Origin of the sequence: Nocardioides pinisoli (genome assembly GCF_024199985.1) — a bacterium.
Lineage (GTDB): Bacteria > Actinomycetota > Actinomycetes > Propionibacteriales > Nocardioidaceae > Nocardioides > Nocardioides pinisoli.
Window position 1 is genome coordinate 213,739 of the sequence record NZ_JANARS010000006.1, and the last position, 19,775, is coordinate 233,513.

Consider the following 19,775-nt stretch of genomic DNA (forward strand, 5'->3'; position numbering starts at 1 on the left):
GTGCGCCGAGTGCGGCGTCGGGAGGCTTGCCGTCATGCGGATCACCGTGGAGTGCAGCGGGTTCACCCGGGCAGCTGACGCCTGCCTCACCGCCAACCACGTCGCCGCCCTGCTGACCCAGTCGCTCAGCTCGCGGCTCGCCTCCATGGGAGGAATGGCGGGCGACGACGCCACGAGCGTCGACTTCGCGACGGCCTACGACGCCGGGGCTGCAGAGGCCGTCGCCGCCCTCGCCGACCTCACCCACGCGTTGACCGGGGCCGGCCGGCTGCTCGCCGCGACCGGCGACAACCACGACCGGGCCGAGACCGCGGCGGCGCAGCTGCCCTACGACGGGAGCACCGGCCCCGACGACGGCGCCTTCGCGACCGTCGACCCGCCTGCGCCGCCGTCGAGCCTGGGCGCGCAGGAGCCGTCCCTGGGGGCCGTCGACGCGTGGATCCTCGACCAGGTCGAGGGCTTCGTGTGGCCGGGAGCCGACGTGGACGCGCTCGCCACCGCGGCATCGGCGTGGCGCCACGCGGCCTCCACGACGGCCCGGCTCGCGGACCACGTCGACGTCGCCCTCACCCTCCTCGAGGCCCAACGCTCCCCGGAGGTGCCGCTCGCCATCGACGCCCTGACCGAGCTCACCACCCTCATCGGCGACACCGCCTGGCAGCTGTCAGCCCTGGCGACGGCCTGCGAGGACTACGCCGCCGCCGTGGAGTCCGCGCGCGACCGCACCCGCGCCCTGCTCGCCGAGGTCGCGCAGATGATCGTCGAGGGCGCCGTGATCTCGGTGATCGCCGCCGGCCTGTCGGGTGGTCTCGGCGGCGGCGCCGCAGCGGCCGCCGCAGCGGCCCGCGTGCGCTCGGTGGCGCCGCGCTTCTACGCCCTGCTGGCCACCTTGCGCGCCGGCGTCGCGACCGCGGCGGCCAGGCTCGAGCGGGCCCGCGACGAGCTCTCGGAGGTCCGGGCAAGGCTTGAGAAGTTCCTCCGGATCCAGGCGCGCGACGAGGCCGGGACGATCAAGCATCCGGGTGGGTGGTTGCCGCGGCGGCCGGGGTGGCTGAAGGATCACGAAGTTCCCGGGCACACCATCGAGAGACATGTCGGTATGTCTGAGCAGCAACTCGTCGATCGATTGCAGCGCCACCCCCGACTGCGCCAAGCGTCCACGTTCGACAACGAGTCGACCGCCGAGAGGCTGATCGCGACTGTCTTGGAGCGGCGAGCAGCCGACGTCGACGCGTGGTCGCGGAGTCCCACCGGTCGTCTGACCCTGACCGAGGACCTTGGCGTGCGCACTGGCACGAGCGTCGGGCGAGACGGAGGCGCGGTCACGCCCACGGGCGTTCGGGTGATCCTGCAAGCTGATGACGGCGCGCCGACGGGTTGGCGCATACTGACAGCGTTCCCCGACTAGGTGAGGTCGAGTCATGGAAGCCGTGAAGTATCTGATGAGCGCCTACTTCCACCAGGACTGGGACCTGGACGGTGGCGCTGTCTCCGACACCGTCGCCTCGTTCCTCAACGAGCGTCGCGACCTGGTCAGCTCGTGCGCGGATGAGATCGACGAGCTCCTGCAGCAGGACTTCCCCGAGGGCGGGCTTGCCGCGCAGCTCGCCGAGTGGGGCTGCGACTACTTCGCCGGAAACAGCGATCAGGACTATCGCCAGTGGCTCGACGAGATCCGTCAGCAGATCAGAGCGGCGTTGGCGAGCAGCGCTGCTTCCTGACACGCGCCTTCCTGACCCGACGCCGGAGGACCGCCGGGTTCATGACCCGATCCACCGCGCACTCGTGGGCACAACCCTCACACTGTCCGGGTGTCCCGCTCCTCGACGAGGCTGACCGTGGTGCTCACCGCGGCGATGCTGGCTGCGGTCGTCGCCTGGCACCCGGCCGACCAGGTCGAGTTGATCCGGCGCGCGATCGGGCTGGGGCCCGAACGGCCGATGCCGGCACCGAGCGTCGTACAGCGGGGTGGGACCTTCACCTGGGCGATGACCCAGCCCGGGAGCGACGACCCGGTCGGCTGGGACCCGTGCCAGGCGATCCGCTACCGCATCAACCCGGCCGGCGGGCCGCCCGGCGGGGACGAGCTGGTCAGGAGGGCCATCGACCGCGCGAGCGCGGCGACGGGGCTGGCGTTCGACGACGAGGGCGAGACGGAGGACCGGCCGTTCCCGGGGGGCGTGAAGCTCTTCGGGCGGCCCGACCCGGTCGTGATCGGCTGGGCCGACGAGGCCGAGTACGCCGACCTGGCCGGGCAGGTCGCCGGGGTCGGCGGGGCGGTCGCCGAGCGCGACGGCGGCGGGCGGCTCCGGTTCGTGAGCGGGGGCGTGGTGCTCGACGTCGACGCCTTCACCGCCACCGCGGTCGCCCAGCAGCCGCGGGTGATGGAGGCGATCGTGCTGCACGAGGTCGCGCACGTCGTCGGGCTCGGGCACGTCAGCGAACCCATGGAGCTGATGTACGCCGACAACACCGGGCAGGTCGAGCTCGGGCCCGGCGACCGCGAGGGCCTCGCCCGCCTCGGCTCGCTCCCCTGCCGCTGACCGCGCCGACATACGACGCCGCCCGGGGCCGCACCCCCCGCACGTGCGGCCGACGCGTGCACCATGAAGGCAGTTCGCGTGTCCGTCCCCCGGTCCCACGCTCAGTCAGCCGGCGCGAGCCACGAACTGCCTTCGTGGTGTCCGGCCACAGTGCCTCAGGGCGCCCGGTTGCCGCGCGCGTCCTCCTGCTCGACGAGCTCGGTGAGGTCCTTGAGCCGGTCGAGCCCGCGCACCGCCCGGCTCATCCGGTGGTTGCCCTCGAACCTCTCGCGGTGCCGGTCCAGGAACCACCAGTAGCCCGCGCTGAACGGGCACGCGTCCTCCCCCACCCGCACCTTCGGGTCGAAGCGGCACGAGCCGCAGTGGTCGCTCATCGTGTTGATGTAGGCGCCGCCCGACGTGTAGGGCTTCGTCATCATCTGCCCGCCATCGGCGTGCTGCGACATCCCGACGATGTTGGGCACCATCACCCAGTCGTAGCCGTCGACGAAGGCCCGGTGGAACCAGTCGGTGACCTGGCTCGGCGCCCACCCGCGCTGGAGGGCGTACGACCCCAGCACCATCAGCCGCGGGATGTGGTGCACCCAGCCGTGCTCCGCCACCTGGTCGAGCGTGTGCGAGAGGCAGCGGGCGTCGGTCGCCGCACCGTCGAGCTCGGCGAACCACTGCGGGATCCGCTCCCGAGCGGCCAGCGCGTTCTCGCGGCGGTAGCCCTCGCCCATGTGCCAGTAGACGTGCCAGACGTAGTCGCGCCACCCGATGACCTGCCGGACGAAGCCCTCGACGCTCTCGATCGGCGCCGCACCGCTGCGGTAGGCCTCCTCCGCACGCTCGACGACCTCGAGCGGGTCGAGCAGCCCGAGGTTCATCGGTGCGCTGACCAGGCTGTGGGCCATCCACGGGTCACCCTCGAGGATCGCGTCCTCGTGCGCCCCGAACTCGGGGAGCCGGTGCTCGACGAAGTGGTCGAGCGCCGCCAGCGCCTGGCGCCGGGTGGCCGGGAAGATCCGCGGGCCGTCCCGGCCGATGAACGACACGTCGCCGTCGCGCTCCCACCGGTCGAGGTCCTCGCGCACCTGGGCGTCGATGTCGTCCTCGGCCGGCCACCACGGCTCGGTGACCCCGAGCGTCTCGGCGCCCTTGGGAGGTGGCTGCCGGTTGTCGTGGTCGAAGTTCCACTGCCCACCCGCGGGCTCGCCCCCGTCGAGGAGCACGCCGTGCGCCTGGCGTGCGCGCCGGTAGAAGTCCTCCATCAGCAGCCGCTTGCCGCGCCGTCCGTCGGCCCACCGCTCGAAGTCCTCCCGCGCGGTCGCGAAGCCGCGCGGCGGCAGCACGGTGCAGCCGAGCCGCTCGACGAGACGCAGGGCGGCGTACGACGTCGGGTGCACGACCTGGACGGACTCCTCGTCGAGCCGCTCGCGCACCACCTCGGCGTAGGTCTCCGCCTGCACGTAGGTCAGCCGGTCACCGAGCTCGGCGGCGCGGTGCCGCATCGCGCTCAGGACCAGGTGCGCCTTGGCCCGGTGGAAGCGCCGACGCCGGAACACCCCGACCGACTCCACCATGAGCAGCGGGCCGCGGTGGTCGTCGACGAAGTGCGGTCCGAGCTGGTCGCCGAAGAGCCACCGGGTCGTCATGTCGCCACCCTAGAGAGCCGCCCCCACGGGCGGCAGCGCCTCAGAGGTGGTGCAGCTTGGGGTAGGGGTGCGCGATGCGGACGGCCTTCGACCCGAAGTCGACGGTCACCGCGTGGCTGTCGAGGTGGGTCACCTGGCCGAGGCCGTAGATGTCGTGCGTGACCCGGTCGCCGACCTCGAACACCTCGACCACGGGCTCGACGGCGGGCTTGAACGGGCTGCTGGGGAGGTGCTTCGGCCGTCGGCCGCTCGGAGTCGTCATCACCCCTGAGTATGCGCCCCCCGGAGCGCCGGTGGGACATCCCGGGCCCAATCGTGACCTTCTCAGCCCCGCACCGAGCCCGCCGTCAGCCCCGCCACGAAGTAGCGCTGGAGGAAGACGTAGGCCACCACGAGCGGCGTCGAGGCGACGAGCACCCCGGTGAAGAGCAGCGGGTAGTTGGTGAGGAACTCGCCCTGGAAGTCGAGCAGTGCGAGCGGCAGCGTGCGCTTCTCCGGCGTCTGGATGAACAGCAGCGGGTAGAGCAGGTCGTTCCACTGGATCACCACGAGGAAGATCGCGGTGGCCGCGACCGACGGCAGCGACAGCGGCAGGACCACGGACTGCAGCGTGCGCCACGGACCGGCGCCGTCGAGCGCCGAGGCCTCGTAGAGCTCGGGCGGCAGGGTGCGCATGAAGCCGGCGAGGATGAAGACGGCGACCGGCAGGCAGACGACGGTCTCGATGAGCACCAGCCCGACCAGGCTGTTGAGCAGGCCGAGCTGGTCGAAGAGGACGTACTGCGGGATCATGTTGGCCTGCGCCGGCACGGCCATGCCGAGCACCAGGAAGCCGTGGATCGCCCAGCCGCGCCACCCCGGGATCCGGGCGATGCCGTACGCCGCCAGGATCGCCAGCGCCAGCGTGAGGGTCACGCCTCCCGCGGTGACGAGCGCGCTGTTGCGCAGGGCGGTGGACATCGCCTGCTCGCCCAGCACCGTGCGGTAGTTGTCGAGGCTGAGCGAGTCGGGCAGGCCGAACGGCGAGTCGAAGAGCTCCGGGGTGGTCTTGAAGCTGCCGGTGAGCACCAGCGACACCGGCAGCAGGATGAGTAGGGCGTAGCCGACGAGCAGCACCCCGCGGCTGACGGTGACGGTGGTGGCGGTGGTGGCGGGCACGGCGACCTCACGCCCCCTTCTGCGTGAGCTTCAGCGCGCGACGCTGCAGCACGGTCACCGCGAGGATGATCACCATGAAGAGCAGCGACTGCGCCGCGGCGTAGCCGAACTCGGAGTTGGTGAACGTCGTGTAGATGCGGGTGGACAGGATGTCGAGCGAGCCCCGCGGCGGGTTGCCGCCGAGGCCCAGGACCAGGTCGAAGGCCTTGAACGACTGGATGGTCGTGTAGGCGACGACGATGGCCGTGGTCGGCGCGACCAGCGGCCAGGTGACGTGGCGGAACTGCTGCCAGCGCCCGGCGCCGTCGAGCCGCGCGGCCTCGTAGAGGTCCTCGGGGATCTGCTGCAGGCCGGCGATGAAGATGACCATCAGCTGCCCGGCGTGCGCCCACACCTGAGTCATCGCCACCCAGTAGATGGCCTGGTCGGGGTCGCCCAGGAAGCCCGACTGGAGGCTCTCGAGGCCGATCGCGGCGAGACCCTGGTTGATCGGCCCGACGTTGGGGTCGTAGACGAAGCGCCAGATGAAGGCCACCGACACCGACGACAGGATCGCGGGCAGGAAGTAGACCGAGCGCACGAAGACCGACACCTTGGTGTTGCGCAGCAGCATCAGCGCGAGCCCCAGCGACAGCAGCGTCTGCAGCACCACGACGACCAGCAGGAACTTCAGGTTGTTGGTCAGCGCGTTGGTGAACAGCGAGTCGCCACCGGTGGCGAGCTTGACGAGGTTGTCGGCGCCGACGACCTCGTAGTCGGGGCTGAAGCCGTCCCAGTCGGTCATGGCGTACTGCACCGCCTGCACCGTCGGGATGACGAAGAAGACGATGTAGAGGACGACCGCGGGGAGGGGGAACAGGTAGAGGGCCGGGTGGGGACGTCCCGGCCCGGTCAGCTTCCTCATCCGATCTGCTCGTCGACGATCTTCTGGGCCTCCTCGGCGGCCTGCTCGGGGGACTGCCCGCCGACGACGGCGACGCACGCGGCCTCGACCGCGGCCTCCACGTCGAGGTCGAGGAACTGGTAGCGCGGGGCGAGGGCGGTGTTCTTCGACAGCCACGGTTCGAGGCGCTTGAGGTCGGCGTTGGTGTACTCGACCCCGTCGACCGTCACGTGCTGCGCGGTCCCGTTGGCGTACTCACCCGCGACCTCGGGGTCGGACAGGTGCTCGAGCCAGGCGACCGCGGTCTCCTGCTTCTCCGAGGCGCTGTTGACGCCGAGGATGAACGTCGCGTTGTGCACGCCCTCGAAGCGCGCCTCCTCGGCGGTGGTGGTGATCGGCGAGAGCACGTCCATCGCGAACTCCGCGCCGAGCGCGCGAGTGGCGGCGATGTGGTAGCTGCCGGTGGCGAGCATCCCGGCCTCTTGCTCGGTGAAGAGCTGCTGCAGCGGCTCGGGGGCACTGCCGGAGGCGTTCTTCTGCATGTAGGGAGCGAGCTCGGCGTACTGGCCCAGGGTCTTGAGGAACCAGTCGTCGGTGCACTTGTAGTCCCCCGACTCGATCTTGGCGCAGTAGTCGTCGGAGGGCGCGTTGTTCATCGTCATCGAGTTGAACAGCTGCGCCGCGTTGCCGGCGTCACCACCGGGCCACGCGATCGGGGTGACGTCGGCCGACCGCAGCTGCTCGCAGAGCGCCAGGAAGCCGTCCCAGTCCTGCGGCAGCTCGGAGACACCGGCCTTCTCGAAGAGGTCGACGTTGTAGATCGGCATCAGGAAGACGACCTGGTAGGGCAGGCCGTACTGCGTGCCGTCCTTCTGCCCGACCGGCCGGAAGCGCTCGCTGTAGGCGGAGACGAAGTCCTGGTCGGCGAGCTCGGCGAAGAGCCCGGCGGCGACCATGTCCTCGAACTGAGCACCGCGGAAGGCGGTGAACGCGTCGCCGACCTCGCCGCCGCGCAGGCGCTGGATCGCGCTGGACTGGTAGTCCTGGGACGGCGAGATGTCCTGCTCGACGCCGGCGTCGCTGTTGGAGCCGGTGAAGCCGCCGATGATCGAGTCGAAGACCTGCTGGTCCTCGGCGCGCCAGTGGGCGAAGGAGATCGTGTCGGTCGCCGACCCGCCCGTGGGCGCGGGTCCGCCACCGCCCGACGTCGAGCCGGGACCGGCGCAGGAGCTGGCGGCGTACGCGACTCCCGCGGCCCCCATCAGGCCCATGAGCCCCCGTCGGTCGATGCTGATCGGGAGTCGGTGGGAGGACGGCATGGTGGTTCCTTTCGGCCTTGACTACTAACTCGACTACCTTAGTCGGGTTAGGGCTGGCCTCGACACCGCCCCTGTCAGGACGTGCGCGACCCGAGAAGTCCCTTGACGTAGGCAGCCTGCCCGAGATGTTGCAGACAGTCACCCTGGATGCTCACCAGGCGTACGCCGGCGGTGACCGGCGGGTCCCACCGCTGGTCGACCTCGCGCTCGAGCTCCGCCTCGTCGACGGTCTGCAGGTAGCGCGCGGTCGCGAGGGTCACCTCGTGGTGGTAGTCGGCCAGCAGGGCCGGGTCCTCGATCCGCAGGGCGTCGACCTGTGCGCTGGTGTGGCCGTAGCCGATGTCGTCGGTGCCGTTGGGCAGGCCGAAGCGCTCCTGGAACCGCTCCCAGACCTGCGACTGCCCGGCGAGGTCGGCGACGTGGTCGTCCTGCACGCGCGCCAGGTGCCACAGCAGCCACCCGATCGGGTTGCCGGAGCCGCCCGGGCGGTGGTGGAGACCCGCGTCGTCGAGGTCGTCCAACACGGTGGTGTAGAGCTCGGTGATGCGACCGAAGCCCTCGGTCAACAGGCCACGCACGTCCACGACGTCACTCCACCGGTGCCGCGGACCTGACCTGCGGCGCTGAGGAGTGCTCGTCCTTCATGCCGTCGATCTCGGCGAGGATGCGGGTGCGCTCGTCGTCGCTCACCGAGACCCCGGCCTTGGCCAGGCCCCGGTCGAGCTGCTCGGCGATGGTGCTGTCCTCGGCGCTGTACTGCCAGGAGGAGACCTCGTCGACCACTCGCTGGGCGGCCTCGATCGCTGCCTGCTTCACCTCGTCAGTCATGCGACCACCGTAGTGAGCCGACCGGCCGGGACAACCGTCCAACGGGGTGTGCTCACCTCACGCGGTGCGTCGGACCCAGGCGAAGTCGTCCACCCACGTCCGGTCCTCCTCGAGGAACCCCAGGAAGGCAGCCACCAGCTGGTCGACCTCGGCGACCTCCGCCTGCACGTGTCCGTTGACGTGCTCGCCCGCGGTCTCGAGCAGGAAGTGCCCCGGAGGCAGGCCGGCCGCGGGCCCCCAGGCGGCCTGGACGAACCCGCCGGCCGTCTCGCGCAGGACCACGAACTCGATGCGGGCACCCAGGTTGCCGACGGCGTCCCGCACCGTGTCGGCGGACGCCGCGTCCACCTGCGCACCGTCGACGAGCTCCAGCCGTTTCACCTCAGTCGCTCCCCAGCCCGACGCCCTCGACGGTGCCGCCCGGGGCGTAGAGGCCCACCGACAGGCTCGGCACCAGGGCGCCCATCTCGTCCGGCACCGCCTCGATCCCCTTCGCGCCGAGCGCCTCGACGAGTGACTCGACGCTCTCGCCGACCAGCCGCACGCCCTCGATCTCCACCTCGGCCGAGTCCGCCAGCTCGAGCAGCACGAGCAAGCCGTCCGCGTCGTACGTCGCCATCGCGCCGCTGTCGACGAACTGGTCGGCCTCCTCGCTGTCCGGCGTACGACGGAAGGTGCGGAAGTCGCCGAGCGTCCCGCGGACGTCGTCGCGGCTCTGGCCGAGGCTCACGACGTCGGTCTCCGTCGCGCTGAGGATCCGGAACGTCCTCGTCGTTCGAGCGGTCATCGTGTGCCCTCCGGCTCGAGGTAGGCGTCGTGGGTCGCGTAGTGGATCACTGCGTCGGCCAGCTCCTCCGTCGTCGGCGTCCGCCCGTCGCGCCACGAGCTCCAGACCTCGGCGACGTCGTGGACCAGCTCGACCTCGAGGAGGTAGGTGAGCCCTGACGGGGCGTGGCTCCCGCCGTCAGGTTCGACCTGGCACGCGGCGTCGCTGTGGCGCGTCCAGGGTCTGGCCGCGTAGATCACCTCGTCGCGGTCGAGGTCGTCCAGCCGGCCCAGGAGCTCGACGAGGGAGCTCATCGCTCCCCCAGCTGCTTGGCAGCGTTCACGCCCAGGTCCGGGTCGTCGAGGAGGCCCTCGAGCGCTTCCGTGGCCGCCGACGTCCGCAACCGCTTCAGCCCGAGCAGGAGGATCAGCCGGGACTCGCCGTGCTCCTCCCGGTGCGCCTCCGCGACGAGCTCGTCGACGGTGTCGTCGGTGACGGTGCCGGCCATCGCGACCGCGAGTCCCTGCTGGAGGTCGAAGGAGTCGGTCGTGGAGCGGTAGAGCTCGACGATCGCCGGCCAGGCGGGCGCCGCCCTGCGGAACGACAGCGACCGGGCGATGCCCTCGCGGACGCGGTCGGGGTAGGACTCGTCCTGCAGGTGCTCGACCAGCACGGGGACGGCATCGGCGTAGTGGTCGTCGTCGCTGTTCACCAGGTCCCAGACCGACCGCACCTCGACGCCGACCTCGGCGAGCGCGGCCACCACTGGCGCCTCCGCCTCGGCATACCGCGCGTCCTTCTCGGCCACCCGGCGCTCGTTCTCGGCCTGGGCTGCCCGCCACTCCGGGTCCGCCTCGAGCTCCTCCATGAGCTCGTCCGCCGCTATCGGCTTGCGCCTGCTCACCGCTGCCTCCCCGGCCGACCTGTTGTCGGTGCGTCCGACCCTAGGCACCCGTCGGGGGTCTGTCGCCCGCCGTGCGGGTGAAGGTCCAGAACGCCTTCATCAGGTCCTCGATGCCGGGCGAGCCGACCACGACCTGGGTCAGCAGGACCGCGACGGTGCCGTCGGGATGGACGTACGCCGACGTGCCGGTGCCGCCGACCCAGCCGTAGCGCCCGACGACGTTCCACGGGTCGACCAGTGCGGTGTCGACTCCTCCGCCGAACCCCCAGCCCTGACCGTCGAGGAAGAAGCCGCCCATCTCCCGGTGCTGCGGTGTCGTGTGGTCGGTGGTCATCAGCCGCACCGACTCCGGGCTCAGCAGCCCTCCCCCGTCGGCCAGCAGCATCCGGCCGAAGGCCAGCCAGTCGTCCGCGGTGGTGAGGAGCCCGCCCGACCCGGACGCGAAGGCCGGTGGGCGGGTGAGGGAGCCGTCCGGCTCGTCGCGCACCCGCAGCGCGCCGTCGTCGTCGGTGCCGTACATCGTGGTGAGCCGGTCGCCACTCCCCTCCCGGAGGTGGAAGCCGGTGTCGGTCATGCCCAGCGGTTCGAGGAGCCTCTCAGCCATCACGTCGGCGAGGTCCTGCCTGGCGGCGCGGGCGACGAGCACGCCGAGCACGTCGTAGGAGGCGTTGTAGGTCCAGCCGTCGCCCGGCTGGTGGATCAGCGGGATCCGGGAGAGCCGCCTCATCCACTCGTCGGGAGCAGGCACCGCGTGGACGTCGTCGTCCGCCTGGTGGAGCTGCTCCATGAGCAGCGGCACGACCGGCGACTCCCAGGTGCAGAAGCCGTGGCCGGCCGTCCCGGTGAGCAGGTGCCGTGCCGTGATCGGACGCTCGCACACGACCGTGTCGTCGAGCGGGCTCTGCAGCGTCCGGAGCACCCGCGGCTCGGCGAGCTCGGGGAGCAGCTCGTCGACCGGGCCGTCGAGGTCGACCAGCCCGTCCTCGACCAGCGTCATCGTCAGCGCCGCGGTCAGCGGCTTGGTGATCGACGCGGCGCGGAAGATCGAGTCCCGCGCCATCGGCACGCCGCTGGATCCCTGGGTGCCGAGGGTGACGACCTCCACGTCGTCGCCCAGGGCCACCAGGGCCACCAGGCCCGGGATGTCGCCGGCGTCCACGAACGGGCGCAGCATGTCCTCGAGGTCCGCCATGTGCCGACCGTACGCTCGCCGTATGACATCCCCCGTCGCCCTCGTCACCGGCGGCTCGTCCGGCATCGGCGAGAGCACCGCCCGCGCCCTGCTCGCCAAGGGCTTCACCGTGTACGCCGTCGCCCGCCGCGTCGACCGGATGGCCGACCTCGCGGCTGCGGGCGTGCACGCGTTCGCGATGGACGTCACCGACGACGACTCGATGGTCGCCGGCATCGACCGGATCATCGACGAGCAGGGGCGCCTCGACGTCCTGGTCAACAACGCCGGCTACGGGTCGTACGGCGCCGTCGAGGACGTGCCGATCGACGAGGCGCGCCGGCAGTTCGAGGTCAACGTCTTCGGCCTGGCCCGCCTCGTCCAGCTGGTCACGCCGCACATGCGGGCGCAGCGGTCGGGCCGGATCATCAACATCTCCTCGATCGGCGGGAAGTTCTACGAGCCGTTCGGCGCGTGGTACCACGCCACCAAGTTCGCCGTGGAGGGCTTCAGCGACAGCCTCCGCATGGAGCTGCGGCCCTTCGGCATCCAGGTCGTCCTCATCGAGCCCGGCCCGATCCGCACCGAGTGGAACGAGATCGCCCGCGACTCGCTGCTCGAGCGGTCCGGCGACGGCCCCTACGCGTCGTACGCCCACCGCGCCCGCGGGGTGATGGAGCGCTTCGACGAGCCGTCCCGGGCCTCGACGCCCGAGGAGGTCGCGGACAAGATCGTGAAGGCGGCGCTGGCCAAGCGGCCCGCCGCCCGCTACCCGGTCGGCCGGGGCGCGCGGACCATCACGACCTCGCGCGACCTGCTGCCGGACCGCTTCTTCGACGAGGTCGTCAGCCGCACCTACGGGACGCGCTGAGGCCTCGGCTGGGCGCGGTCAGGAGGGCGCGAGGACGCTCATGCCCAGCGACGTCGCTGCGTCCGTCATGCGCGCGTCGTAGGTGATCACGGCGTCGACCTCGAGCCGGATGGCCGCGGCCAGGTGGAGAGCGTCGAGTGACCTCAGGTCGGCGCCGGGGAGCAGCCCGGCCTCGGTGAAGAGTGGCGGCGGCAGCTCGTAGAGGTCGACGCCTCGCAACAGGTCGCTGACCGCGTGCTGGGTCAGGGCGGGCTCCCGCGCCGCCATCCGACGCAGCTCGGTCTCGAGCAGGAGGCACGCCACCAGGACAGGTCCACGGCGACGCAGCGCGCCGGCCAGCGCCTCTGACTCCGATTCGTCCACCAGGAGCTTCGCGGCCGCGGACGTGTCGAGGTAGCAGCGGCTCACCGATCGCCTCGGCGGTCGTCGAGGAGATCTGACGTCGACTGCGAGGCCGTCACGCGTGGCAGCGCGGCCAGGTCACTCCCCGGGTTGCGAGGCCTGACACAACGGAGGTCCGCCTCCGGCACAGGCGTCACCCGCGCGACCGGGACTCCCCGCTTGGTCACCGTGAAGGATTCCCCCGCCTCGACGGCACGGATGATCGCAGCGTTGTCGTTGCGGAGCTCGCGCTGGCTGATGGTCCTCACGCGCCCTAACGTAGCACCTTGTAGCACCTTGTAGCACGGCCGCCTGCCGAACCGGGTCGACCGTCATCCCGCCGCTCGGGAGGCCTCGGCGAGGTCGAGGAGCAGGCCGCGTGCTGGTGCGTGCACCAAGGCCGCCCACCGCTCCCAGACGCCGTGCTGGCCCTCGCGGACGAGCATCCTCCGTGCGTCGGCCTGGGCGCCCGGCTGAAGGATTGCTGCCGCGACGTGCGGCGCCTCGGAGTCGGGCATGCCGCCGGAGGCGACGCTCCGCAGGATGCGGAAGGCGGCTCGGGGGATCTCGTCGCGGCCCGAGCGCAGCTGGGCCGTGACCCGCTCGAGATCTGCCGGGGGCGTGCCGATCCGGAGCAGCTCGATGCCGAGCACGTCGGTGACCAGCTCGAGGTCGGCGCGCATGAAGTCGCGCTGCACGAGGTCGCCCTCGTCGAGCGCCTGCTTCACCCGAGTCCAGGGCTGCTCCGCGCCCGCGACGTCGCGGGCGACCTGCTCGGGTACGGCGATCGGCGGGGTGTCGAACATCAGGAGGTCGCGCACGCCGCTGGGCACCAGTCGTCCGAGGACCCAACCGTCGGCGGCGTTGGCCCGCGCACCCAGGTCGAGCACCTCGGTCCAGCAGTCGGCGGCGAGGTCCTCGACGCGGAGTCGGCCGCCGGGCAGGCTCGGCCCGACGAGGAAGCCGCTCAGGGGGGCGCCGGCCCACGACCGGGCCAGGTCGGCGTGCTCTGCGAGACGCCCGGTCGCGAGCTCGTCGACGAAGCGCTCCAGCCCGCCCAGCTCGTGGACCAGGACCTGGTGGAACAGCCACGACTCCCCCAGCACCCGTGAGACGACCTGGACCGGGTCACCCCCGTTGGCGTGGCAGTCGGCGAGCTGGTCGTCGTGGAAGGTCTCGATGGCATAGGTCAGCGCGAGCCGTTGGATCGTCCCCGTCTCGGTGTCCGGGTCCTCGCAGCGGACGGCCTGGTAGGCGATCCAGCGCGCCCACACCCAGTCGGGGAGCTCGTCGCCGAGGGAGGCGAGCTGGGTCAGGAGCACGTGGTGGCGGCTGCGCAGGTTGAGCGCCGGCACGGACGCGTGCAGCTCGAGCGCGCGGGCGGCGTCACCGGACCGCTCGGCGGCGAGCGACTGCTCCACGATGTCGAAGTGCGCGGCGGTCATCCGGTCGGCGACACGCGGCTGCCGGCGAAAGCCGGGAGTGAGGTTCCGAGACATGCCTCCACCCCAATGCTCGCGCGGGGGCCACCACAAGCCACTCGAGCGGATCTGTGGACAGTGGCGGGACCCTGTGGAGACGCGTTCGCCACGTGCCTCGTCGGAGGGCAGTCTCGGTCCATGTTCGAACCAGTCCTCACCACCCAGACCCAGCTGGAGCATGCGTGGCGCGAGCTGATGGGGCCATGGAGCTTCGGTCGCCACAGCGTCTGGATGATGCTCATCGTCGACGACCGCCCGCTGCCGCAGCTGACCGAGATCGACGAAGCGGTCCACCCACCTGACGCCGAGCACCTGGACGGTCTCGCGGAGCTCCTGCTCATGCTCCATCGCGAGGTGGCGCCGGGACTGCGCGTCGCGTTCCTCCGCTCACGCCCCGGCAAGGACTCCGTCACCGACACCGACCGGGCCTGGGCGACGAGCCTCTACGCGGCCGCACGTCGCGCAGGCGTCCCGTGCGAGGTCGTGCACCTCGCCACCCGCGGCGCGATCCGGCCCCTCCCCGCCGACGTCGTGGGGATCCGGTAGGTCGCGCGCCACGCTCGCCCTGCGTCGCGCCGGGTGCTCGATGACCGGGCGGGCACGTGCCGAGGGGGCCTCTAGGCTCGCGCCATGCCTTCTCCAGCGGCCGAACCACGGCACGCCAGCCAGACGGCCGGACCGCTGGACGCCCTGGTCGACCGTGCCCTGTCGCTGCTCGAGCGGGCCGAGCGGGTCGTGCTCGGCATCACCGGCCCACCCGGCGCCGGCAAGTCGACGCTCGCCGAGATGCTGATCTCGCGACTGTGCGCCGACCTGGGCGAGGAAGCCGTCGGCCACCTGCCGATGGACGGCTACCACCTCGCCGACGCGCAGCTCGACCGGCTCGGCCGGCGCGACCGCAAGGGTGCGCCCGACACCTTCGACGTCGACGGCTACGTCGCGACGCTGCGGCGCCTGCACGACGAGCCCGACCGCACCGTCTTCGCGCCGGGCTTCGAGCGTGACCTCGAGCAGCCGATCGCCGCGGCGCTCTCGATCCTGCCGTCCGCGCACCTCGTGGTCACCGAGGGCAACTACCTCCTGGCCCCCGACGGCGGCTGGGAGCGCGTACGTCCGCTGCTGGCCGAGGCGTGGTACGTCGACGTCGACCCCGCCGTGCGCCGCGAGCGGCTGACCCGCCGGCACGAGCAGTTCGGCAAGTCACCCGGTGCCGCACGGGCCTGGGTCGAGCGCGTCGACGAGCCCAACGCCGAGCTGGTCGCCCGGACGCGGGACGCGGCCGACGTGGTGGTCGAGCTCGACCGGCTCGGGCTCGGGTTCGGGTGAGGGGCATGATCACCCCATGAGCGAGCGCAACGTCCTGGGCGGAGAGCTCGAGTCCTGCGGCACCGACCCCGTCACCGGCTTCTACCGCGACGGCACGTGCACGGTCGGCCCGCAGGACGTCGGCCTGCACGCCATCTGCGCCGTCATGACCGAGGAGTTCCTGGCCCACCAGGCGTCGGTCGGCAACGACCTCTCCACGCCCCGTCCCGAGTGGCACTTCGCCGGCCTGGTGCCGGGCGACCGCTGGTGCGTGGTCGCCGTCCGCTGGCTCCAGGCGTACGACGCCGGGGTGGCCGCCCCGGTCGTGCTGTCCGCGACGTCGGAGCGCGCGCTCGACGTCGTACCGCTCGAGGTGCTCCGGGCGCACTCGGTGGACGTGCCCCCGGACCTCAGCGCGCTTGACTGACCGCGACGCTGGACTGACCGCGACGCTCCACTCGCATGTGCCTCGGACCCTCGGGTACGGGACGTCTTCGACCACCCCCGATCCGAAGGCGGTAGACCCGCGATGAAGGCAGTCACCTGGCAGGGCGTCCACGACATGCAGGTCACGGAGGTCCCCGACCCCCGCATCGAGCAGCCGACGGACGCGATCATCAAGATCACGTCGACCGGCCTGTGCGGCTCCGACCTGCACCTCTACGAGACGCTCGCACCGTTCATGGAGGCCGGCGACGTCGTCGGCCACGAGCCGATGGGCATCGTCGAGGAGGTCGGCCCGGGGGTGAGCAACCTCAAGGTCGGCGACCGGGTCGTCGTGCCCTTCAACGTGTGCTGCGGCTCGTGCTGGATGTGCGACCAAGGCCTCTACAGCCAGTGCGAGACCACGCAGAACCACGAGCACGGCACCGGCGCGAGCTTCTTCGGCTACAGCAAGCTCTACGGCCAGGTCCCCGGCGGCCAGGCGGAGTACCTCCGCGTCCCGTTCGCCGACTTCCTCCCCGTCAAGGTGCCGCACGAGCACGCCGACGACCGGTTCCTGTTCCTCTCCGACGTCCTGCCCACGGCTTGGCAGGGCCTGCAGTACGCCGACGTGCCCGACGGTGGCACCCTCCTCGTCCTCGGCGCCGGCCCGATCGGCGACATGGCCTCCCGCATGGCCGTTCGCGCCGGCCACCGTGTCATCACCGTCGACCGCGTGCCCGAGCGGCTGGCCCGCGTCGAGGCCTTCGGCGCCGAGCCGCTCAACCTCGACGACGCCGAGGAGGTCGGCAGCGTGGGCGACGTCGTCCGCGAGGCCACCGGCGGCCGCGGCCCCGACGCCGTCATCGACGCGGTCGGCATGGAGGCCCACGGCTCGGGCGGCGCGCAGGTCGTGCAGAAGATGACCGGGCTGCTGCCCGACGCCATCGCCGAGCCGATGATGAAGACGGCCGGCCTCGACCGCCTCGCCGCGCTGCACACCGCCATCGACGCCGTCCGCCGCGGCGGCACGATCTCGATCTCCGGCGTCTACGGCGGCATGGCCGACCCGATGCCGATGATGCAGCTCTTCGACAAGCAGATCCAGGTGCGGATGGGCCAGGCCAACGTGCGCCGCTGGACCGACGAGCTCCTCGCCATGCTGGTCGAGGACGACCCCTTCGGCGTCGACGCGTTCGCCACCCACCACCTCCCGCTCACCGAGGCGCCCGACGCCTACGCGCACTTCCAGAAGAAGGAGGAGGGCATGGTGAAGGTGGTCTTCCAGCCCTGATCCGCACGGCGGGGCGAGGGACGTCGACAGCCCGCAGGCCTATCCACCGGCCCGCCCGGAGGTGTAGGCAAGGAGGGCGAGGGCGTCCCTCGCGTCCGCCGGACGAGGAGATGGCATGGCCGCACTCGAGACCACCCAGCTGCTGACCGAGCTCGAGCCGGTGGTGGAGGACAACCTCAACCGCCACCTGGCGATCGCCGACGAGTGGATGCCCCACGAGTACGTGCCGTGGAGCCTGGGCCGCGACTTCGCCGACCTCGGCGGCGATCCGTGGGAGGTGGCGCAGTCGCAGCTCTCACCGATCGCGCGCACGGCGCTCGAGGTCAACCTCCTCACCGAGGACAACCTGCCGAGCTACCACCGCGAGATCGACCGCGCCTTCGGCCGCGACAGCGCGTGGGGCGCCTGGGTCAACCGGTGGACGGCCGAGGAGGGCCGGCACGCGTTCTGCATCCGCGACTACCTCCTCGTCACCCGCGGCGTCGACCCCGTCGAGCTCGAGCGCGCGCGGATGGAGACGATGGAGACCGGCTACGAGGCGATGGACAAGTCGCTGCTCAACGTCTGCGCCTACGTGTCCTTCCAGGAGCTCGCCACCCGCGTCTCCCACCGCAACACCGGGCGCTACACCGAGGAGCCGGTCGCCGACAAGCTGCTCGCCCGCGTCGCCAAGGACGAGAACCTGCACATGATCTTCTACCGCAACCTCGTCACCGCGGCCCTCGAGCTCGCGCCCAGCCGGACGATGCGCGCGATCACGGAGGAGGTCGTCGGCTTCGAGATGCCCGGCAGCGTCATCCCAGGCTTCTCGCGCAAGGCGGTGCAGATGGCCAAGGCCGGCATCTACGACCTCCGCATCCACCACGACGACATCGTCTCGCCGCTGCTGCGGCAGTGGGGGGTGTGGGAGCTGACCGGCCTCGACGCCGACGGCGAGGCGGCCCGCGACGAGCTGGCTGCCGCCGTGGCCGCGCTCGACGGCGAGGCGACGCGCTTCGTCGAGCGACGCGACGCCGCGGCAGCCAAGAAGGCGGCACGCCAGGCCTGACGCGGCGCTCCGGGCAGCCGCTGCGGTCAGCCGCTCGAGTTCAGTGCTGCGCCGGCACGACGTGGGCGTCGGCGCCGGGGTAGACGAGCCCCTCGTGGCCGTCGCTCCACTTCACGACGTACGGCGGCCCGCCGTCCTCGCCGCGCACCTCGACGATCTGCCCCTGCCGGGGGGTCTTGTCCACCCTGTTGCTTTCGGCGACCAGGCTGTCGCCCACCTGAGCCTTCATGCGTCCACCATGCGACGGGGTCGACCTCCCGGCAAGGGACCTTCTGCCCCCGTCCGAGGGCCGGCGTGACCGGGCCCGACAGCCCGCGACTCGTGGCCCGCCACCAGCTGGTGGACCACGAGTCGCAGGGGGCTTCAGCCCAGGACGCTGCCGATCATCAGCACGCCGTCCGGGTCGTACGTCCGGCGCGCCCGCCGCAGCCGGGCGAGGGTCACCTCGTCGTAGGCGTCGGCGTACTCCTCCGGGGTGAACGTGAAGTTCGGCAGCCGGTGCGTGCCCACCCACGGCGCCATCGCGTCGAGGATCGCGCCGGCGTGGTCCTCCACGCCGGGGATCCCGGCGATGCCGACCACGAGCAGCGAGTACGCCGCGTCGCGAGAGGCGAAGGCGCTCGGGTGCTCGCCCGGCCGGGCGTAGGCGCCGCCGAGCTGGCGCACCTCCACCAGGATCTGCGGCGAGGGGACCCCGGGACCGGTCAGCGCCAGCAGCGCGTCCGCGGTCTCGGCGGTGAAGTCGGCGAGCACGTGGCCCGCCTCGTAGGCCGGGGTCGGGTCGAGCGGGTCGGTGTGGACCGAGTCGATCGCCGTGTAGGGCTTCTCGCTCACGTCGTCGAGGATCACCGGAGCGGCCGCCCGCATCGCGGCGAACCAGCGCTCCCCGTCCTCGGCCGAGCCCGTCCAGACGTAACGGACCGAGAGCGTCAGGCGGCCGGCGAGCATCGGCGGCACCCCCTCCATCTCCGGGAGCTGGAAGAGCGCGAACGACGTCGTGCCCTCCTCGGGCAGCTCGGCCGACCAGGCCCGCCAGGCGTCGATGACGGCGGGGGCGTCGGCGCCGTCGAACCACATCGAGCCGCCGTAGAACCGCGGCTGCTCGACCAGGTCGAACTCGATCGCCGTGATGATGCCGAGCATGCCCTTCGCGCCGCGGAGGGCGAAGAACAGCTCGGGGTGCTCGGTCGGGGTCACCCGCCGCAGCACGCCGTCTCCGGTGACGACCTCGATGGCGCGCACCTTGTCGATGGCGAGGCCGTAGGTCCGGGCCATCGGCCCGAGGCCGCCGCCGGTGGTGTAGCCGACGATGCCGACGTCGGTGATCGAGCCCGAGAGCGGGGCCAGGCCGTGCGGCGCGGCGGCCTCGACCACCTTGAGCCACTTCACGCCGGCTCCGGCGCGGGCCCAGCCTTCCTCGGGGTGGATGACGACCTCGTCGAGCTCCTTCGTGGTGACGAGCAGCCCGGTGGTCAGGTCGGCCATCGGGCCGTGGCCGGTGGCCTGCGGGGTGACGCGGAGGCCGTGGCGGGCCGCGAACTGCACGGCCTCGACCACGTCCTGGGCGTCATGCGCCGCCAGGACGGCCGCGGGCCGCACCGGGACGGCGACGTTCCACGGCGAGACGAGGGCGTCGTACTTCTTCTCGCCCGGCACCGCGACGGTGCCGATGGTGAGTGCGTCCAGCTCCGCGAACGGTACGGCTGCGGCGCTGGTCTGTGCGATGGTCATGCTTTCCTCCGTGTGGGTCGTCGTTGACCAGA

26 protein-coding genes are annotated in these 19,775 nt (G+C 71.8%); 9 read left to right on the forward strand and 17 right to left on the reverse strand.

Annotated features, from left to right (window positions below):
- The first annotated feature begins 34 nt into the window (after window positions 1–34).
- The 3 genes from NCI01_RS15025 (at window position 35) to NCI01_RS15035 (ending at window position 2,543) form a co-directional block, all read left to right on the forward strand.
- Window positions 35–1,408 carry an RNase A-like domain-containing protein gene (locus NCI01_RS15025; protein ID WP_254182309.1) on the forward strand — a complete coding sequence of 458 codons (1,374 nt, stop codon included), beginning with the start codon at window positions 35–37 and terminating at the stop codon, window positions 1,406–1,408.
- Window positions 1,409–1,421: 13 nt separating this feature from the next.
- Entirely contained in the window at window positions 1,422–1,721 is a 300-nt protein-coding gene (locus NCI01_RS15030) for a contact-dependent growth inhibition system immunity protein (protein WP_254182310.1), read from the forward strand.
- A 90-nt stretch (window positions 1,722–1,811) separates the two neighbouring features.
- A complete protein-coding gene (locus NCI01_RS15035) occupies window positions 1,812–2,543 on the forward strand; it encodes a matrixin family metalloprotease (protein ID WP_254182311.1) in 732 nt (243 codons plus the stop codon).
- A gap of 155 nt (window positions 2,544–2,698) precedes the next feature.
- On the opposite strand, the gene NCI01_RS15040 is transcribed toward NCI01_RS15035, so the two are convergent.
- The 12 genes from NCI01_RS15040 to NCI01_RS15095 form a co-directional block, all read right to left on the reverse strand.
- The gene (locus NCI01_RS15040; protein WP_254182312.1) at window positions 2,699–4,180 is read right to left on the reverse strand and encodes a cryptochrome/photolyase family protein; all 1,482 of its coding nucleotides are present in this window, start codon (window positions 4,178–4,180) and stop codon (window positions 2,699–2,701) included.
- Window positions 4,181–4,220: 40 nt separating this feature from the next.
- Window positions 4,221–4,442: a hypothetical protein gene (locus NCI01_RS15045; RefSeq protein WP_254182313.1), complete on the reverse strand. Its 222-nt coding sequence runs from the start codon at window positions 4,440–4,442 to the stop codon at window positions 4,221–4,223.
- Between the two features lie 62 nt (window positions 4,443–4,504).
- On the reverse strand, window positions 4,505–5,338 hold the full coding sequence (locus tag NCI01_RS15050) for a carbohydrate ABC transporter permease (protein ID WP_254182314.1): 834 nt from the start codon (window positions 5,336–5,338) through the stop codon (window positions 4,505–4,507).
- A 7-nt stretch (window positions 5,339–5,345) separates the two neighbouring features.
- Entirely contained in the window at window positions 5,346–6,242 is an 897-nt protein-coding gene (locus NCI01_RS15055) for a carbohydrate ABC transporter permease (protein ID WP_254182315.1), read from the reverse strand.
- Window positions 6,239–7,540, reverse strand: a complete 1,302-nt coding sequence (locus tag NCI01_RS15060; protein WP_254182316.1) for an ABC transporter substrate-binding protein — start codon at window positions 7,538–7,540, stop codon at window positions 6,239–6,241. The genes NCI01_RS15055 and NCI01_RS15060 overlap by 4 nt, the downstream gene beginning before the upstream one ends.
- Before the next feature lie 74 nt (window positions 7,541–7,614).
- Entirely contained in the window at window positions 7,615–8,124 is a 510-nt protein-coding gene (locus NCI01_RS15065) for a mycothiol transferase (RefSeq protein ID WP_254182317.1), read from the reverse strand.
- A gap of 4 nt (window positions 8,125–8,128) precedes the next feature.
- The gene (locus tag NCI01_RS15070; protein ID WP_254182318.1) at window positions 8,129–8,368 is read right to left on the reverse strand and encodes a hypothetical protein; all 240 of its coding nucleotides are present in this window, start codon (window positions 8,366–8,368) and stop codon (window positions 8,129–8,131) included.
- 57 nt (window positions 8,369–8,425) lie between these two features.
- Entirely contained in the window at window positions 8,426–8,749 is a 324-nt protein-coding gene (locus tag NCI01_RS15075; RefSeq protein ID WP_254182319.1) for a hypothetical protein, read from the reverse strand.
- A 1-nt stretch (window position 8,750) separates the two neighbouring features.
- Window positions 8,751–9,155 carry a hypothetical protein gene (locus tag NCI01_RS15080; RefSeq protein ID WP_254182320.1) on the reverse strand — a complete coding sequence of 135 codons (405 nt, stop codon included), beginning with the start codon at window positions 9,153–9,155 and terminating at the stop codon, window positions 8,751–8,753.
- Window positions 9,152–9,448 carry a hypothetical protein gene (locus NCI01_RS15085; RefSeq protein ID WP_254182321.1) on the reverse strand — a complete coding sequence of 99 codons (297 nt, stop codon included), beginning with the start codon at window positions 9,446–9,448 and terminating at the stop codon, window positions 9,152–9,154. The genes NCI01_RS15080 and NCI01_RS15085 overlap by 4 nt, the downstream gene beginning before the upstream one ends.
- Window positions 9,445–10,038 (reverse strand): hypothetical protein, encoded by a 594-nt coding sequence (locus NCI01_RS15090; RefSeq protein ID WP_254182322.1) that lies wholly within the window; start codon window positions 10,036–10,038, stop codon window positions 9,445–9,447. Before NCI01_RS15090 ends, NCI01_RS15085 begins: the two co-directional genes overlap by 4 nt.
- A 40-nt stretch (window positions 10,039–10,078) precedes the next feature.
- Window positions 10,079–11,230, reverse strand: a complete 1,152-nt coding sequence (locus NCI01_RS15095; RefSeq protein WP_254182323.1) for a serine hydrolase domain-containing protein — start codon at window positions 11,228–11,230, stop codon at window positions 10,079–10,081.
- A 22-nt stretch (window positions 11,231–11,252) separates the two neighbouring features.
- Between NCI01_RS15095 and NCI01_RS15100 the strand changes: the two genes are divergently transcribed.
- A complete protein-coding gene (locus NCI01_RS15100) occupies window positions 11,253–12,080 on the forward strand; it encodes an oxidoreductase (RefSeq protein ID WP_254182324.1) in 828 nt (275 codons plus the stop codon).
- Between the two features lie 18 nt (window positions 12,081–12,098).
- On the opposite strand, the gene NCI01_RS15105 is transcribed toward NCI01_RS15100, so the two are convergent.
- The 3 genes from NCI01_RS15105 to NCI01_RS15110 are packed head-to-tail and all read right to left on the reverse strand — an operon-like array spanning window position 12,099 to window position 13,960.
- Entirely contained in the window at window positions 12,099–12,488 is a 390-nt protein-coding gene (locus tag NCI01_RS15105) for a type II toxin-antitoxin system VapC family toxin (RefSeq protein ID WP_254182325.1), read from the reverse strand.
- Window positions 12,485–12,757 carry a type II toxin-antitoxin system Phd/YefM family antitoxin gene (locus NCI01_RS22330; protein WP_308213225.1) on the reverse strand — a complete coding sequence of 91 codons (273 nt, stop codon included), beginning with the start codon at window positions 12,755–12,757 and terminating at the stop codon, window positions 12,485–12,487. The genes NCI01_RS15105 and NCI01_RS22330 overlap by 4 nt, the downstream gene beginning before the upstream one ends.
- Window positions 12,758–12,793: 36 nt before the next feature.
- Window positions 12,794–13,960: a hypothetical protein gene (locus NCI01_RS15110; protein WP_254182326.1), complete on the reverse strand. Its 1,167-nt coding sequence runs from the start codon at window positions 13,958–13,960 to the stop codon at window positions 12,794–12,796.
- 120 nt (window positions 13,961–14,080) lie between these two features.
- Here NCI01_RS15110 and NCI01_RS15115 point away from each other — a divergent pair, with 120 nt between their 5' ends.
- The 5 genes from NCI01_RS15115 (at window position 14,081) to NCI01_RS15135 (ending at window position 18,012) form a co-directional block, all read left to right on the forward strand.
- The gene (locus NCI01_RS15115; protein WP_254182327.1) at window positions 14,081–14,488 is read left to right on the forward strand and encodes a hypothetical protein; all 408 of its coding nucleotides are present in this window, start codon (window positions 14,081–14,083) and stop codon (window positions 14,486–14,488) included.
- Between the two features lie 84 nt (window positions 14,489–14,572).
- A complete protein-coding gene (locus tag NCI01_RS15120) occupies window positions 14,573–15,268 on the forward strand; it encodes a nucleoside/nucleotide kinase family protein (protein WP_254182328.1) in 696 nt (231 codons plus the stop codon).
- Between the two features lie 16 nt (window positions 15,269–15,284).
- A complete protein-coding gene (locus NCI01_RS15125; RefSeq protein ID WP_254182329.1) occupies window positions 15,285–15,674 on the forward strand; it encodes a DUF2237 family protein in 390 nt (129 codons plus the stop codon).
- 102 nt (window positions 15,675–15,776) lie between these two features.
- Window positions 15,777–16,964 carry a zinc-dependent alcohol dehydrogenase gene (locus tag NCI01_RS15130; RefSeq protein ID WP_254182330.1) on the forward strand — a complete coding sequence of 396 codons (1,188 nt, stop codon included), beginning with the start codon at window positions 15,777–15,779 and terminating at the stop codon, window positions 16,962–16,964.
- A gap of 115 nt (window positions 16,965–17,079) precedes the next feature.
- On the forward strand, window positions 17,080–18,012 hold the full coding sequence (locus NCI01_RS15135) for an acyl-ACP desaturase (RefSeq protein ID WP_254182331.1): 933 nt from the start codon (window positions 17,080–17,082) through the stop codon (window positions 18,010–18,012).
- Between the two features lie 40 nt (window positions 18,013–18,052).
- On the opposite strand, the gene NCI01_RS15140 is transcribed toward NCI01_RS15135, so the two are convergent.
- On the reverse strand, window positions 18,053–18,241 hold the full coding sequence (locus tag NCI01_RS15140) for a DUF1918 domain-containing protein (protein ID WP_254182332.1): 189 nt from the start codon (window positions 18,239–18,241) through the stop codon (window positions 18,053–18,055).
- A gap of 134 nt (window positions 18,242–18,375) precedes the next feature.
- Window positions 18,376–19,743, reverse strand: coding sequence for an FAD-binding oxidoreductase (locus NCI01_RS15145; protein WP_254182333.1), 1,368 nt, complete (start codon window positions 19,741–19,743; stop codon window positions 18,376–18,378).
- Between the last annotated feature and the right edge of the window lie 32 nt (window positions 19,744–19,775).

Coding starts and splice junctions, on each gene's coding strand:
- NCI01_RS15110 (WP_254182326.1), bottom strand. CDS start 13,960: ATGTCTCGGAACCTCACTCCCGGCTTTCGCCGGCAGCCGCGTGTCGCC.
- NCI01_RS15120 (WP_254182328.1), top strand. CDS start 14,573: ATGCCTTCTCCAGCGGCCGAACCACGGCACGCCAGCCAGACGGCCGGA.
- NCI01_RS15060 (WP_254182316.1), bottom strand. CDS start 7,540: ATGCCGTCCTCCCACCGACTCCCGATCAGCATCGACCGACGGGGGCTC.
- NCI01_RS15080 (WP_254182320.1), bottom strand. CDS start 9,155: ATGACCGCTCGAACGACGAGGACGTTCCGGATCCTCAGCGCGACGGAG.
- NCI01_RS15095 (WP_254182323.1), bottom strand. CDS start 11,230: ATGGCGGACCTCGAGGACATGCTGCGCCCGTTCGTGGACGCCGGCGAC.
- NCI01_RS15100 (WP_254182324.1), top strand. CDS start 11,253: ATGACATCCCCCGTCGCCCTCGTCACCGGCGGCTCGTCCGGCATCGGC.
- NCI01_RS15135 (WP_254182331.1), top strand. CDS start 17,080: ATGGCCGCACTCGAGACCACCCAGCTGCTGACCGAGCTCGAGCCGGTG.
- NCI01_RS15145 (WP_254182333.1), bottom strand. CDS start 19,743: ATGACCATCGCACAGACCAGCGCCGCAGCCGTACCGTTCGCGGAGCTG.
- NCI01_RS15045 (WP_254182313.1), bottom strand. CDS start 4,442: ATGACGACTCCGAGCGGCCGACGGCCGAAGCACCTCCCCAGCAGCCCG.
- NCI01_RS15055 (WP_254182315.1), bottom strand. CDS start 6,242: ATGAGGAAGCTGACCGGGCCGGGACGTCCCCACCCGGCCCTCTACCTG.
- NCI01_RS15085 (WP_254182321.1), bottom strand. CDS start 9,448: ATGAGCTCCCTCGTCGAGCTCCTGGGCCGGCTGGACGACCTCGACCGC.
- NCI01_RS15130 (WP_254182330.1), top strand. CDS start 15,777: ATGAAGGCAGTCACCTGGCAGGGCGTCCACGACATGCAGGTCACGGAG.
- NCI01_RS15040 (WP_254182312.1), bottom strand. CDS start 4,180: ATGACGACCCGGTGGCTCTTCGGCGACCAGCTCGGACCGCACTTCGTC.
- NCI01_RS15070 (WP_254182318.1), bottom strand. CDS start 8,368: ATGACTGACGAGGTGAAGCAGGCAGCGATCGAGGCCGCCCAGCGAGTG.
- NCI01_RS15125 (WP_254182329.1), top strand. CDS start 15,285: ATGAGCGAGCGCAACGTCCTGGGCGGAGAGCTCGAGTCCTGCGGCACC.
- NCI01_RS15030 (WP_254182310.1), top strand. CDS start 1,422: ATGGAAGCCGTGAAGTATCTGATGAGCGCCTACTTCCACCAGGACTGG.
- NCI01_RS15115 (WP_254182327.1), top strand. CDS start 14,081: ATGTTCGAACCAGTCCTCACCACCCAGACCCAGCTGGAGCATGCGTGG.
- NCI01_RS15025 (WP_254182309.1), top strand. CDS start 35: ATGCGGATCACCGTGGAGTGCAGCGGGTTCACCCGGGCAGCTGACGCC.
- NCI01_RS15140 (WP_254182332.1), bottom strand. CDS start 18,241: ATGAAGGCTCAGGTGGGCGACAGCCTGGTCGCCGAAAGCAACAGGGTG.